The organism is Achromobacter sp. ACRQX, from assembly GCF_022346505.1.
Lineage (GTDB): Bacteria > Pseudomonadota > Gammaproteobacteria > Burkholderiales > Burkholderiaceae_B > Achromobacter > Achromobacter animicus.
The window spans coordinates 181,242-194,808 of the sequence record NZ_JAKRML010000009.1 but is presented as its reverse complement, the minus strand read 5'-3'; the positions used below and the strand labels follow the sequence as shown (position 1 = coordinate 194,808).

Annotated in this window: 15 protein-coding genes; 11 read left to right on the top strand and 4 right to left on the bottom strand. The window is 66.6% G+C overall.

Going from position 1 to position 13,567, the window contains the following annotated elements; genetic code table 11:
• Positions 1-1,308 (top strand): adenylate cyclase (locus tag MHZ91_RS11250; RefSeq protein WP_239213615.1); only part of this gene is annotated, 1,308 nt, incomplete at its 5' end.
• Positions 1,309-1,384: 76 nt separating this feature from the next.
• On the top strand, positions 1,385-1,921 hold the full coding sequence (locus tag MHZ91_RS11245) for a peroxiredoxin (RefSeq protein WP_175121884.1): 537 nt from the start codon (positions 1,385-1,387) through the stop codon (positions 1,919-1,921).
• A 40-nt stretch (positions 1,922-1,961) separates the two neighbouring features.
• Here the strand turns inward: MHZ91_RS11245 and MHZ91_RS11240 are convergent, their stop codons facing one another.
• Positions 1,962-3,410 (bottom strand): CoA transferase, encoded by a 1,449-nt coding sequence (locus MHZ91_RS11240; RefSeq protein WP_239213613.1) that lies wholly within the window; start codon positions 3,408-3,410, stop codon positions 1,962-1,964.
• A 307-nt stretch (positions 3,411-3,717) separates the two neighbouring features.
• Between MHZ91_RS11240 and phrB the strand changes: the two genes are divergently transcribed.
• Both phrB and MHZ91_RS11230 read left to right on the top strand, forming a co-directional pair.
• Positions 3,718-5,136, top strand: coding sequence for a deoxyribodipyrimidine photo-lyase (gene phrB, locus MHZ91_RS11235; RefSeq protein WP_239213611.1), 1,419 nt, complete (start codon positions 3,718-3,720; stop codon positions 5,134-5,136).
• A 111-nt stretch (positions 5,137-5,247) separates the two neighbouring features.
• Positions 5,248-6,270, top strand: coding sequence for a PAS domain-containing methyl-accepting chemotaxis protein (locus tag MHZ91_RS11230; RefSeq protein WP_239213609.1), 1,023 nt, complete (start codon positions 5,248-5,250; stop codon positions 6,268-6,270).
• On the opposite strand, the gene MHZ91_RS11225 is transcribed toward MHZ91_RS11230, so the two are convergent.
• Positions 6,260-6,592, bottom strand: a complete 333-nt coding sequence (locus tag MHZ91_RS11225; RefSeq protein WP_239213607.1) for a tetratricopeptide repeat protein — start codon at positions 6,590-6,592, stop codon at positions 6,260-6,262. The genes MHZ91_RS11230 and MHZ91_RS11225 overlap by 11 nt on opposite strands.
• 158 nt (positions 6,593-6,750) lie before the next feature.
• Between MHZ91_RS11225 and MHZ91_RS11220 the strand changes: the two genes are divergently transcribed.
• On the top strand, positions 6,751-7,242 hold the full coding sequence (locus tag MHZ91_RS11220; protein ID WP_175139191.1) for a glutathione peroxidase: 492 nt from the start codon (positions 6,751-6,753) through the stop codon (positions 7,240-7,242).
• Here MHZ91_RS11220 and MHZ91_RS11215 read toward each other — a convergent pair.
• On the bottom strand, positions 7,239-7,706 hold the full coding sequence (locus MHZ91_RS11215; RefSeq protein WP_105238577.1) for an Lrp/AsnC family transcriptional regulator: 468 nt from the start codon (positions 7,704-7,706) through the stop codon (positions 7,239-7,241). The genes MHZ91_RS11220 and MHZ91_RS11215 overlap by 4 nt on opposite strands.
• A gap of 122 nt (positions 7,707-7,828) precedes the next feature.
• Between MHZ91_RS11215 and MHZ91_RS11210 the strand changes: the two genes are divergently transcribed.
• From MHZ91_RS11210 to MHZ91_RS11185, 6 genes are all read left to right on the top strand, one after another.
• Positions 7,829-8,734: a DMT family transporter gene (locus MHZ91_RS11210; RefSeq protein WP_175186129.1), complete on the top strand. Its 906-nt coding sequence runs from the start codon at positions 7,829-7,831 to the stop codon at positions 8,732-8,734.
• Positions 8,735-8,902: 168 nt separating this feature from the next.
• Entirely contained in the window at positions 8,903-9,601 is a 699-nt protein-coding gene (locus tag MHZ91_RS11205) for a glutathione S-transferase N-terminal domain-containing protein (RefSeq protein WP_175139190.1), read from the top strand.
• Between the two features lie 17 nt (positions 9,602-9,618).
• Positions 9,619-10,083 (top strand): GNAT family N-acetyltransferase, encoded by a 465-nt coding sequence (locus MHZ91_RS11200; RefSeq protein WP_175186127.1) that lies wholly within the window; start codon positions 9,619-9,621, stop codon positions 10,081-10,083.
• Between the two features lie 38 nt (positions 10,084-10,121).
• Complete coding sequence (locus MHZ91_RS11195; protein ID WP_056318682.1) at positions 10,122-10,397, top strand: lipoate protein ligase C-terminal domain-containing protein; 276 nt, start codon at positions 10,122-10,124, stop codon at positions 10,395-10,397.
• A complete protein-coding gene (locus MHZ91_RS11190) occupies positions 10,394-11,170 on the top strand; it encodes a biotin/lipoate A/B protein ligase family protein (protein ID WP_105238573.1) in 777 nt (258 codons plus the stop codon). The genes MHZ91_RS11195 and MHZ91_RS11190 overlap by 4 nt, the downstream gene beginning before the upstream one ends.
• 28 nt (positions 11,171-11,198) lie before the next feature.
• Positions 11,199-12,017 carry an RsiV family protein gene (locus tag MHZ91_RS11185; RefSeq protein ID WP_239213606.1) on the top strand — a complete coding sequence of 273 codons (819 nt, stop codon included), beginning with the start codon at positions 11,199-11,201 and terminating at the stop codon, positions 12,015-12,017.
• A 187-nt stretch (positions 12,018-12,204) separates the two neighbouring features.
• Here MHZ91_RS11185 and MHZ91_RS11180 read toward each other — a convergent pair whose 3' ends face one another.
• Positions 12,205-13,494 (bottom strand): Glu/Leu/Phe/Val dehydrogenase, encoded by a 1,290-nt coding sequence (locus MHZ91_RS11180; RefSeq protein WP_175121895.1) that lies wholly within the window; start codon positions 13,492-13,494, stop codon positions 12,205-12,207.
• Positions 13,495-13,567 lie beyond the last annotated feature (73 nt).

The following is a 13,567-nucleotide window of genomic DNA, read 5'->3' as shown; positions in this document are numbered from 1 at the left end:
GTCTATGTGCAACCGCCCGCCCCGGCCGACGGCTATATGTGGGTACCCGGCTACTGGAGCCGCAACCGCTACGGCTTCTTCTGGGTCCCGGGCGCGTGGGTGCTGGCGCCGTATCAGGGTGCGCTCTGGACGCCCGGATACTGGGGCTTCTCAAACGGCGTGTACCTCTGGAATCCGGGCTACTGGGGTCCGCATGTGGGCTTTTATGGCGGCATCAACTATGGCTTCGGCTACACCGGCCTGGGGTATGTCGGCGGCTACTGGAAGCGCGACCGCTTCTACTACAACCGGTCCGTCACGAACGTGAACGTTACGCGCGTGACCAACGTCTACCACCGCGACATCATCGTCAACAATGTGGACAACCGCCGTGTCAGCTATCACGGCGGACCTCAAGGTGTGCGTCGCAACGCCGACCCGCGTGAACTGGCCGCGCGCCGCGACCGCCATTCCGGCCCCACGGACGTGCAACGCGGCTACATCCGCGATGCGGGCGGCAACCGTGCGCAGTTCTTTGAACACAACAAGGGACGGCCGCCTCAGGCATACCTGGATCATGCTGACAACGGCAGACCAGGTCGGGATGGCAGGAATGCGCAAGGCCGTCCCGACAGCGGCCCCACCGCCGTCCAGCGGAGCTTGGGGCTGACGGATGATCGCGGCCGCGACGGTCGGACGCAAGGGCCGTCGCCGCAGGATCGCCTGCCGCAGGACCGCCTGCCGCAGGACCGCCAGCAGCAAGCGCGTGACCAGCAGGCCCGTGACCAGCTCGTCCGCGATCAACTCAAGAACGACCAGCGGCGGCAGCAACAGGTCCGTGAGCAGGACAACCGCAACCGCCTGCAGAACGACGCCCAGGCTCAACAGCAGCTCAGGCAGCAGCAGATGCGGGACCAGCAGGCGCGCCAGCAACTGCAGCGTGACCAACAGAACCAGCAGGATCTGCGCGATCGGCGGCAACAGGAACAACAGGCGCGCCAGCAGCGTGATCGCGATGAGCGGGCCAGGCAGATGGCGCGCGACCGGCAGGAGCACGAGCAACAGGCGCGGCAGGCGCGGCAGGAGCGGCAACGTGACCAGCAGCAGTTGCTCCAGCAATCCAGACAGCAACAGCAACGCGATCAGCAGTCTCAGCAAGCCCGCCAACAGCAACAGCAACAGCTGATTCAGACCCGTCAGCAACAACAGCGTGATCAGCAGGCCCAGCAGGCTCGGCAACAGCAGCAGCAGCGGGATGCCCAGCAATCCCGCCCGCCCTCCGTGCGCGACCAGCTCAAGGGCAATGGGCGCGGACCGGATGGCGGCTGAACTGGACCCTCGTTCGCCTCGCCGCTACAGTAGGCAGCTTGCCGCGGCATTTCCGCGGTCCCGATAGGAGACACCCATGAAGCGCATTGCCCCCTGGATCCTGGTCTGCGGCCTGATGGCCGGGACGTCGGCGCACGCGGCACTTCCCGTGGGCGCAGCCGCGCCGGACTTCAGCGTGCCCGCCTCGCTGGGCGGCAACGAATACACGTTCAAGCTGAACGAAGCGCTCAAGCAAGGCCCTGTGGTGCTGTATTTCTTCCCGGCGGCATTCACGCAAGGCTGCACCATCGAAGCCCACAACTTTGCCGAAGCCACCGACGAATACAAGGCGCTGGGCGCCACCGTCGTCGGCGTCTCCACCGACAACATCGACACGCTCAAGAAGTTTTCCGTCAGCGAATGCCGCAACAAATTTGCCGTCGCGGCAGACAGCGACGGCAAGGTGATGAAGGCGTATGACGCTGTGCACGACAGGCGGCCCGAGTATGCGCAACGCGTGTCGTACGTGATCTCGCCCGAAGGCAAGATCCTGTATGAATTCACCGACATGAGTCCCGAATCGCACGTGGCGAACACGATGCGGGCGCTGCGGGACTGGAAGGCAAAGCAGTAGGACGGCAGCGCGCAAACAAGATACGCGCCGCCTGCAAGCCTTAATTGAACGGCCAGACCGTCGGGTGCGTGCCCGGGGGGCTGGACGGCCGGGTCCATCGCGCCGGCGTCTCCGAGAAGCGCGCCGCATGGCGCACGGCGACCAGTTCACCAAAGCCTGACGGCGACGTCTCCATCAGTCCGTCAAATCCAGGCATCGCACAGTCCAACCCGCCGTCCACCCGGCCCAGGCCGCGCAGCCAGTGCGCCGTCTGAGCAAGCGACACGCGCACGTGCCAGCTGCCGCCTTCGGTCGCCTGACGCGCCAGCGCCACCTGCGCGCCGAACGCCATCAGATAACCGGACGCATGATCCAGGATCTGCATGGGCAGCGCTTTGGGCGCGGCCTGGCCGGCCGCCAGCGCTTCCGCGTGGTTGAAGCCCGTGGCCGTCTGCACCAGGGAATCGAAGCCGCGGCGGTTCGCCCACGGGCCCGTCGTGCCATACGCACTAAGCGACACGTAGACGACGCCGGGCCGGATGCGCGCCGCATCCTGCGGACCGAAGCCCAGCGCGGACATCCCGCCCGGCCGGTAGCCCTGCACAAAGATGTGCGCGCTGCGCAGCAGGTTGCCCAGCGCGATGCGCCCGTCGGCCGTGTCCAGGTCGGCCAGCACAGACAGCTTGCCGCGGCTGGTGTCAATGATGTTGTCGATGTTGGGCAGTTGCGGACTGTTGACCAGCATGACGTCCGCGCCGTAAGCCGCCAGCGCCCGGCCGCAAACCGGACCGGCGATGATGCGCGTCAGGTCCAGCACACGGATGTCCTGCAACGGACGCGCGTTCTGCGCGTACTTGGGCAGCGGGCGCGGGTCGGCCTCGCCGATGCGTTCGATGGTCAGCAGCGGCTGCGCCGCGACGGCCTGCCCTTGCGGGTGGCGGTCCCATTCCTCGAAAGAGCGCATGGCTGACACGACCATGCCGGCATCGGCAGCAACCTGTTCAAAATCCAGCGCCTTCCAGCGGCTCAGCGCGCGCTCCACGGCCTCGCGCGTCGCGCCGTCGCCGGTCGGGCAGCCCAGCAACGCCAGCGCCCCGTCGCGGTGATGCGCGAAATTGGCGTGGATGCGCACCCAGCCGCCATCGCCACAGCGATAGACACCCGTAATGGGATCCCAGATGTTGGGCGTGACCCCGTTGATCGTGAAGTGGCTGCGGCACTCCTGCGCCGCGTGCAGCATGTCGACGCTGACCTGCTGCCGCGCGCCGCCGCGCAAATGCCAGACCTCTGCAGCGGCCAGCGCCGCGGCCGCCATGCTGGCCTGCGCGGCGGTGCCCACGGCGAACGAGGAGGGGAAGACAGGGTCGGCGCCCGTCAGCACCACGTGCTCCAGCGACTCGCTCGGCAAATCGACCGATTGCCAGAGCTTCTGCAAGACATCCCGGGTCGTCTTGCCGGCGGGTGTTCGTCCCTTCAGAAAGGACGGGCGAAAGTCCATCAGATTTCCCATAGCGTTTGCCTGCTTTAGTCGTTTATTTGCATTACATGGCGCGCCCCACCCTGCGTCAATACGCCCCGCGCGCCAGCGTGTTTCGGGGTTTGACGGCAGAATCCGGCCCGCCGGCCTCCCGCAGGCCTGCCCGCCGCTGCCCCTCGCGCGGGCCCGGCGCAGCGGGTTGCACCGCAACACCCGTCACATCTCCTCGTAGTTTTTACATCGGCTTCCAAGCGCCGCCCGCCCGGGGCAGGGGTAGGCACAGGATAGAATCGCAGCCTCGCCGGCCCGCCCGCCCGGCCCGTCTCCTGGAGCCCTTCCGATGAATACGCTGCTCTGGCTGCGCACCGACCTGCGCATGCACGACAACGCCGCGCTGGCCGCGGCGGCCGAGGCCGGCACGGTCACCGCCCTATTCCTGGCCGCCCCGGGTCAATGGCGCCAGCATGGCGATTCCCCGGCCAAGGTGGATTTCTGGCTGCGCAACCTGCGTGAGCTGTCCCGCGACCTGGCGCAAGCCGGCATTCCCCTGAAGCTGGTGACCGTGGACGACTGGCGCCACGCGCCGCGCGCCTTGGCCGGGTTCTGCCAGGAGCACGCGATCGAACAGGTCCATGCCAACGCCGAATGGGGCGTCAACGAGCGGCGCCGCGACGACGCGGTCGCAAGCGCCCTGGCGGACATCGGCGTCGACTGGACCCTGCACCATGGCGCAACGCTGCTGCGTCCCGGCACCGTGCTCAACGGCAAGGGCGAGTGCTACCGCGTCTACACGCCCTACGCCCGCACCTGCCGCGAGCGACTGCGCAGCGCGCCGCTGCGTCCCATCCCCGCGCCGCGCGCCCAGACGCCGCCGCGCTGGCAGGCCGATCCGCTGCCGGAATCGTTCAAGGGGTTCGACGCGCCCAATGACGCCGTGCGGGCGCTGTGGCCGGCGGGGGAAACCGCGGCCAGCGACCGTCTGGCCGCCTTTGCCGACGACGCCATCTTTGCGTACAAGGACGAGCGCGACTTTCCGTCGCTGCCCGCAACCAGTTGCCTGTCGCCCTACCTGGCCGCGGGCGTCCTGTCGCCGGGGCAGGCGCTACGCGCCGCGCTGGCGGCCAACCAGGGTGAGATCGACAGCGGCAAGGCCGGCGCCGCCACCTGGATCAACGAACTGCTATGGCGCGAGTTCTACCAGCACCTGCTGGCCGCCTTTCCCGCCCTGTCCATGCACCGGCCCATGAAGCCGGAAACCGCCGCCGTGCCGTGGCGCGACGCGCCCGACGACCTGGCGGCCTGGCAGCAGGGCAAGACCGGCATCCCGATCGTGGATGCCGCCATGCGCCAGATGCTGGCGCTGGGCTGGATGCACAACCGGCTGCGCATGGTGACGGCCATGTTCCTGTCCAAGAATCTGCTGATCGACTGGCGTCTGGGGGAAGCGTGGTTCATGAGCCAGCTCGTGGACGGCGACCTGGCCGCCAACAACGGCGGCTGGCAATGGAGCGCCTCGACGGGCGCCGACGCCGTGCCCTATTTCCGCGTCTTCAACCCGTTGTCGCAATCGCGCAGGTTCGATCCGCGCGGCGTGTTCCTGCGCGAATGGCTGCCCGAGCTGGCGCACCTGGACGACAAGGCGATCCACGATCCCAACCCGATGGAGCGCGCCGCCGCAGGCTATCCCGAGCCGATCGTCGACCTGGCGCAAAGCCGGTTGCGCGCGCTGGAAGCCTTCGGCAACCTGCCCGCCGCCTGAGGGGCGTTGAGCTATGAACACCGTTGAACCCTGAGCGGCGTTGACGTACGTCATTGCCGCCGCCGCGGCCGTCCCCGATGATGCCCTCGCCCATCACAGGACGAGCAACGCATGCGCAGCAATCAGCCGGTCAATGACCGGGAATATGTACTACGCGACGAGCAATACCTGATCTCCCGCACCGATTCCCGCGGCCGGATCATCTATGCGAATCCGGCCTTTATCGAGGTCAGCGGCTTCTCGCGCGAGGAACTGGTCGGCGCGCCCCACAACATCGTCCGCCATCCGGACATGCCGCCCGCCGCCTTCGACGACCTGTGGCGCACCATTCAGCGCGGCGAACCGTGGACGGGCATGGTCAAGAATCGCCGCAAGGACGGCGGCTTTTATTGGGTGTTGGCCAATGTCACCCCCATCATCGAGCGCGACGTGACGGTCTGCTACGCCTCGGTGCGCGTCAAACCGACACGCGCGCAGATCGAGGCCGCGCAAGCCGCCTACGACAGGCTGCAGACCGCCACCGCGCCGGGCATCCGCCTGCACGGCGGCCAGGTCCAGCCCACCGGGCTGCGCGGCGTCCTGGCACGGCTGACGCGCGGGCGGCTGACCGGCGTGCGCTCCCGCGTGCTGGCATGGGCGGTGCTGTCGTCATCCCTTTTCCTGGCCGCGGCCGGCGCGGCGATCTACGGTTTGCACACGCGCCTGACCCCCGAGGCATTGGCCTTTGCCGCGGCGTTGACCGCGGTCGGCGTCGCCCTGATCTTTGCGGCGGGCTGGGGCTTTGCCCGGTCCATCGGCGGGCTGCTGGGGTCGGCAACCGACTTCACGCGCCAGATCGCGGCGGGCAACCTGAGCGCGCCGCTTCCCGGCGCCCTGCCCCGGGACGAAATCGGCGAGCTGAAGTTCTCCCTGGAGGTCATGCGCAAGAGCCTCATCAGCATCACCCGCGACGTGCACGCCGGCATCGACGCCGTAAGCCGCACGATTACCGAAACCGAAAGCGCCGCGCAGGACAACGCCGCGCGTGCCGAGCTGGCCTCGCAGGCCGTGGAAAATCTGCGCACCGATGGCGCCCGGTTGCGTGACGCCATCGAAGTGTTCCGCGTGTCCGCCACCGGCGCGTTCAGGCGCTAGCGGCCGCTTCCTTGTCCAGGCGCTTGATGAACACCTGCAACTCCTTGACGACCTGCTGGTCGCCCCGCGCCTGAGCCGCCTGCAATCCGGACTCCCAGGCAGCGCGCGCGCCCGGCTTGTCGCCCAGCCCGAGGCAGGCCTTGCCCAGCCATTTCCAGGCGACGGAATACGTGGGATCAAACGCCAGCGCCGCGCGCAGATGCGTGGCGGCTTCGGCATAGCTTTCCTGCTCCGCATAAGCCTTGCCCAGCGAAAACCGCAGCAGCAGGTTGTCCGTGCCCTTGGCCAGCATCGCCTCAAGCCGCTCGATCATTCCTTCCATGCGGGGCTCCTCTCATCTCTGATCTTCAGCAACACCGCATCATAGAACCGGCATGGCCTCGCGGCGCCAAAGCCCCCACGCCCCTGTCCGGCGCTACACTCGCAGGTCTGCCCCGCGCCCGCGCCGCCGCGCACGGACGCCCGATTTCAGGAGCCCGCATGAGCACGATCCATGATTTCTCCGCCCGCGCCATCGACGGCACGGAACAGTCTCTAGAAACGTACCGCGGCCGCGTGCTGCTGGTGGTGAACGTCGCGTCCAAATGCGGATTCACACCGCAATATGCGGGCCTCGAGGATCTTTACCGGTCGTTCCACGACGACGGACTGACCGTGCTGGGTTTTCCGTGCGACCAGTTCGGCCACCAAGAGCCCGGCGACGAGGCCGAAATCCAGAATTTCTGCAGCACCCAGTACGACATCACCTTCCCGCTGTTCGCCAAGATTGACGTCAACGGCGCAAACGCCCACCCGCTGTATCAGTGGCTCAAGGGCGAGAAGCCCGGCGTCTTCGGCACTGAAGGCATCAAGTGGAACTTCACCAAGTTCCTGGTCGGGCGCGACGGCCGCGTCATCAAGCGGTATGCGCCCACCGACACGCCGGCCAGCCTGCGCGAGGACATCGAGAAGGCCCTGTCCGCCCCCGTCTAACGCAGCGGCGGCAGCCGCCTGCGCACCGTGTGCGCCTTGACGATGGCGGTGTTGGTCTCGGCAAATTCGGTCACGCGCTCCAGTATGCCGTCCAGATGCGTGATCGACCTGAGCACCATGCGGGCGATGAAGCAGTCATCGCCCGTCACCTTGTCGCACTCCACGAATTCCGGAATCTGCTGGATCAGGCCTTCCACGTGGCGCAACTGCCCGGGCAGCGGCCGGATGCGCACAATGGCCTCCAGCGTATAACCCAGCGCCACCGGATCCACATCCAGCGTGTACGCGCGAATCACCCCCGACTCTTCAAGCCGCCGCATGCGGTCCGCGACGCTGGGCGCCGACATGCCGACCTGCCGCGCCAGATCGGCCGTGGTGGTGCGCGCATTGGCCGACAGCATCTCCACCAGACGGCGGTCAATTCCGTCCAGGACCGGACTTTCATTTTTTAGGTCGTTCTGCATAAATTCCACCCAAAGCAAGGTTGAATCGCGAAAGTGCCACGGCAAGATCATATAAGCGGATTGAACCGCCTGGGATAATTTCTCCATCAAATTCCTGGCTAGACGGCCCTTGGAGAACCATCATGATCCCCTCAACCGAACGCACCGGCCTCCTGCAGATGGCAGCCGCCATGACCCTGTCGGGCACCCTGGGCGTTTTCGTACTGGAGTCCGGGCAAAGCGCCTGGAACGTCGTCTTCTTTCGCTGTGTCTTCGGGGCGCTGTCGCTCTTTCTGTATTGCTGGGCGCGCGGTCTGCTCAAGCCCGGTCTTTTCACCGCGAAAACACTGGCCCTGGCGCTGATCGCCGGCGCGGCGCTGGTGCTGAACTGGGTGCTGCTGTTCTCGGCCTACCGCCTGGCGTCCATTTCGCTGGCCACTGCCGTCTACAACGTGCAGCCGTTTTTCCTGATCGGTCTGGGCGTGCTGTTCCTGGGTGAACGTCCTTCGCGCGGCAAGGTCGCCTGGTCGCTCGTGGCCTTTGCGGGCCTGCTGCTGGTGCTGCGTCTGGGCGACACCGGCGCCGCGGGCGGCGGCGCGTATCTCTCGGGGCTGATGCTGGGACTGGGCGCGGCCGCGCTCTATGGCATCACGGCCATCATCGTGAAGCGCCTGAAGGGCATCCCGCCGCAAGTGCTGGCGCTGGTGCAGGTGACGCTGGGCGCAGTCATGCTGCTGCCCATGGCGGACTTCAACGCCCTGCCCGCCCAGCCCGTGCAATGGGGGTATCTGGTGGCGCTGGGCCTCATCCATACCTGCCTGATGTACATCCTGATGTACTCGGCCATCCAGAAGCTGCCCACCACCTCCACCGCCGCGCTCAGCTTCATCTATCCCGCGGTTGCCATCCTGCTGGACTTCGTGGTCTACGGACATCGCATGGATGCGACGCAGGTGGCGGGCGTGGCGCTGATCTTCCTGGCCGCTGCCGCCGTCAGCCTGAACTGGAACTGGCGCCTGCCGCGCAGCCCGCGGGCCGGTGCAGTCTGAACAGGCGGCATGGCCGGGGTCTTGCCCGCAGGAGCTGTCGAGGCAGCCTGCGGGCAAACCCGCACCCGGTCCCCGGTTATTCAGGCGTGCGTCCGGTTCGCGCCGCTATCATGGCCCTTCCCATCCGCGGGCGGCTGCCCGCGGCGCCATGATGAACAGGACACTCCCATGATCGATCTCTATTACTGGACTACCCCCAACGGTCACAAGATCACGATGTTCCTTGAAGAGACCGGGCTGCCGTACAAGATTCACCCCGTCAACATCGGCCGCGGCGACCAGTTCAAACCCGAATTCCTGGCCATCGCGCCCAACAACCGCATCCCCGCCATCGTCGACCAGGCCCCTGCCGATGGCGGCGCGCCGATTCCGTTGTTCGAGTCAGGCGCCATCCTGCAGTACCTGGCCGAAAAGACCGGCAAGTTCCTGCCCGCCGACGTGCGCGGCCGCGCCGAAGTGTCGCAATGGCTCTTCTGGCAGATGGGCGGCCTGGGCCCCATGGCCGGCCAGAACCACCACTTCTCCGGCTATGCGCAGGAACGCATCGCCTACGCCATCGATCGCTACGTCAACGAAACCAATCGCCTGTACGGCGTGCTGAACAAACGGTTGGCCGACCGCGAATTCGTCGCCGGCGACTATTCCATCGCCGACATGGCGGCCTACCCTTGGATCGTGCCGCACGCCAAGCAGGGCCAGGACCTGAACGACTTTCCGCACCTCAAGCGCTGGTTCGACGCCATCCGCGCGCGCCCCGCGACGCAACGCGCCTACGCGCTGGCCGACACGGTCAACACCACGCCCCCGCTCAGCGACGACGAAGCGCGCCGCATCCTGTTCGGCCAGACCGCCCAACACGTCCGCTAACGCCAAAGGAGCGTGCCATGAACGCACCGCAACGCGTCTTTCGCCGCGCGCGCGCGGCCGATCTGCCTGCCATCGTGGCCATGCTGGCCGATGACGACCTGGGCGCCGGTCGCGAGGACGCCTCCGTCCCGCTGAACCCGCGCTATGTTGCCGCCTTCAAGGCAATTGAGCAGGATTCCAACCAATTCCTGGCCGTGGTTGAGCAGGATTCACAACTGGTGGGCTGTTTGCAGTTATCGTTCATACCCGGCCTGTCGCGGCTGGGCCTGTGGCGGGGCCAGATCGAAAGCGTGCGCATCGCGTCGGCGTTCCGCGGCGCGGGCCTGGGCCGCGCCATGTTCGAATGGGCCATCGAACAGTGCCGCAGCCAGGGCTGCGGGCTGGTCCAGCTCACCACGGACCGTGCGCGCCCCGATGCGCGCCGGTTCTACGAAAGCCTGGGTTTCAAGGCCAGCCACGATGGCATGAAGCTTAGCCTGTAACGTCTGATTCTGATTTTCGAAAGGAGCGCCCAATGCCCTTGCATGGCGAATACAAAGTCCCCGGCGGCAAACTGGTGGTCGCGGATCTGGAAGTGCGCGATGGCCGCCTGGCCGACGTGCGCATCAGCGGCGACTTTTTTCTTGAGCCGCCCGAAGCGCTTGAAGCCATCAACCGCGGCCTGAACGGCATGCCCGCGGACGCCGGCGAACTGGAACTCGCGGTGGCCGTGCAATCGGCCCTGCCGGCCGACGCCGAAATGTTCGGCTTCTCGGCCGAAGCCATCGCCGTGGTGCTGCGGAGGGCGCTGGCATGAGCCGTACCGACTGGAACGACTACGACTGGCAACTGATCCACGAAGGCCCTCAGCCGCCCGCGCTGCACATGGCGCTGGACGCAGTCATCACCGACGAAGTGGGCGCCGGCCAGCGGCCGCCCACGCTGCGCATCTGGGAATGGTCGGCGCCGGCCGTCGTGATCGGCCGCTTTCAATCGCTGAAGAACGAAGTCGATCCGGACGGCGCTGCGCGCCACGGCATCGAGGTGGTGCGCCGCGTGAGCGGCGGCGGCGCGATGTTCATCGAGCCGGGCAACTCAATTACCTATTCGCTGAGCGCTCCGCAGGCGCTGGTCCACGGCATGAGCTTCCAGGAGTCATACGCCTTCCTGGACGCCTGGGTGCTGACCGCGCTGCAAGGCCTGGGGATCAAGGCCTGGTATCAGCCGCTGAACGACATCGCCTCCGACATCGGCAAGATCGGCGGCGCGGCGCAGGCCCGCCGCGCGGGCGCCGTGCTGCATCACGTCACCATGTCCTACGACATCGACGCCGACAAGATGGTCGAAGTCCTGCGCATCGGCCGCGAGAAGCTTTCCGACAAGGGCACCACCAGCGCCAAGAAGCGCGTTGACCCCCTGCGCACGCAGACCGGGCTGGCGCGCGAGGTCATCATCGACCGCATGGTGGAAACTTTCGCCGGCCTGCATCGTCTGACCCCGGGCAGCGTAGGCAGCGAAACGCTGGCGCGCGCCCAGGCGCAGGCGGACGAAAAGTTCTCCCGCGCCGAGTGGACAGGCGTCGTACCCTGACGGCGCCTCGGTTTTTGGAGGTAATTGCATGAGTCGCACATTCACGCCGCCCGGCGCGATACGCGGTCTGATCCTGGGCGCCGCCCTGCTGGCCATCGCCGGCTGCAGCAGCACGCCCCCGTCGAACATCACGCTGGCCGATTCCAACGCGCAATCTTCAGCCACGCCCCAAAAGGTGGGCGACCTGTCCACCGAGCGCATCAAGTGGGCCGCCAGCAAGCCGGGCTGCGAAGGCGACTGCCCGCGCATCGAGATCGACAGCGTGGCCTTCCCGGGCATCCCGAAGCTGACGGCGCTGGTGGACCACGTTCTCGCCTACATGACCGGCACCGACGCCAACCGGCGCGGCCCCTACGACACGCTGTCGGAATACACGAAGTATTTCTGGTCCACGGCGCGCCCGCGCGACGCGACCTACTTCAAAGCCAGCGTGAAGGACACGGTCGGCGACATCGTTGCCATCGAACTGCATACGGAGCAGTACCTGACCGGCGCCGCGCACGGCATTCCGGCCACGCAATATCTGAACTGGGAGCGCAGCCGCGGCCGCGTCATGAGCCTGGACGAAGCGCTGATCCCGGGGCGGCGCGCCGAGTACGTCGCGGCCCTGCGGCGTGCGCACGCAAAATGGCTGACCGGCAACCCGGACGCCAAACGCGACCCGGCGGCGTACAACAAGATGTGGCCGTTCCAGGAAAGCGACAACTTCGCGCTGACGCGGGACGGCATCGTGGTCAAGTACGACGCCTATTCCATCGCGCCGTATTCGCACGGCGAGCCTGAGTTGGCGATTTCGTACCAGGATCTGCGCGGCATACTCAAGCCGGAGCTGCTGCCGGCGTCGTAGAGCCCCCGCGGCGGACGGCTTCACGAATCCACGGCCCGGGCCGGCCTCCGCAAACGAAAATGCCGGGCATCCGCCCGGCATTTTTTTGCGCCACAAATAGGAATCGCCCCTTGCGGAGCGATTCCTTTTTTTTGTCTCTCTCTGCCTCCTCGGCGACGCGCCCGTGGGCGCATCGCCGATTCAGTCTTTACGGATACAGACCGCGCACCTGGCGGGCCTGCAGGATCCGCGTGCAAGCCACGATGAACGCGGCGGTGCGCAGCGTCACCTTGTGCTCGCGCGACACCTGCGCCACCGCGGCGTAGGCCTCGCGCATCAGGCGTTCGAGGCGCTGGTTGATCTCTTCTTCGCTCCAGAAGAAGCTGGAGAAGTCCTGCACCCATTCAAAGTAGCTGACCGTCACGCCGCCGGCATTGGCCAGCACGTCCGGCACGACGTAGACGCCGTTCTCGGCCAGGATGTCGTCCGCTTCCGGGGTCGTCGGGCCGTTGGCGCCTTCGACCACGATCTTGGCGCGCACCTTGGCGGCGTTGTCGACGGTGATCTGGCTTTCCAGGGCTGCCGGGATCAGGAATTCGGTTTCCAGCGTCCAGAACTCAGCCTTGTCCAGCGCCTGGCCGCCCGAGAAGCCGCCCACGCCGCCGGTCTGCGACACGTGCGACAGCAGCTTGTGCACGTCCAGGCCAGCCGCGTTGTGCACGGTGCCGGTGTGATCCTGCGCGGCAATGACCTTGGCGCCGGCTTCATGGAACAGGCGGGCGGCGGTGCCGCCCACGTTGCCGAAGCCCTGCACGACGACGCGCGCGCCGGCCACATCGATGTTCCGGTCGCGCGCGGCTTCGCACGCCACGACGAACACGCCGCGGCCGGTGGCCTCGACGCGGCCCAGGCTGCCGCCCAGCGCGATCGGCTTGCCGGTGACCACGCCCGTGGCGGTGGCGCCTTCATTCATGGAGTACGTGTCCATCATCCAGGCCATGGTCTGGGCGTTGGTGTTCACGTCAGGGGCGGGAATGTCCTTGGACGGTCCGATGATGACGCCGATTTCGCTGGTGTAGCGTCGCGTCATGCGTTCAAGTTCCGAGGCGGAGAGCTTGCGGGGATCGACACGGATGCCGCCCTTGGCGCCGCCGTACGGCAGGTTGACTGCGGCGTTCTTGACCGACATCCAGGCGGCCAGCGCCATCACTTCGGACAGCGTCACGTCCTGGTGGAAACGCACACCACCCTTGCCCGGACCGCGCGACACGTTGTGCTGCACCCGGTAGCCCTCGAAGTGGGCGATGGTGCCGTTGTCCAGTTCGATTGGCACATCGACGATCAGCGAGCGCTTCGGACGCTTCAGCGTCTCGACCCACCGGCTCAGGGAACCGAGGTACGGCGTGACCCGGTCGACTTGTTGCAGGTAATTACCCCAAGGGCCGAGGTCCTCGGCATTCAGATAAGACGGCAAGGCATGGGTGGGAGTTTGAGACATGAGCATGCTCTCCTGACAAAGTTGCGCCATTTTATCCACGAAAGTTATAGCGTCCCTATTTAAAGTTTAAATA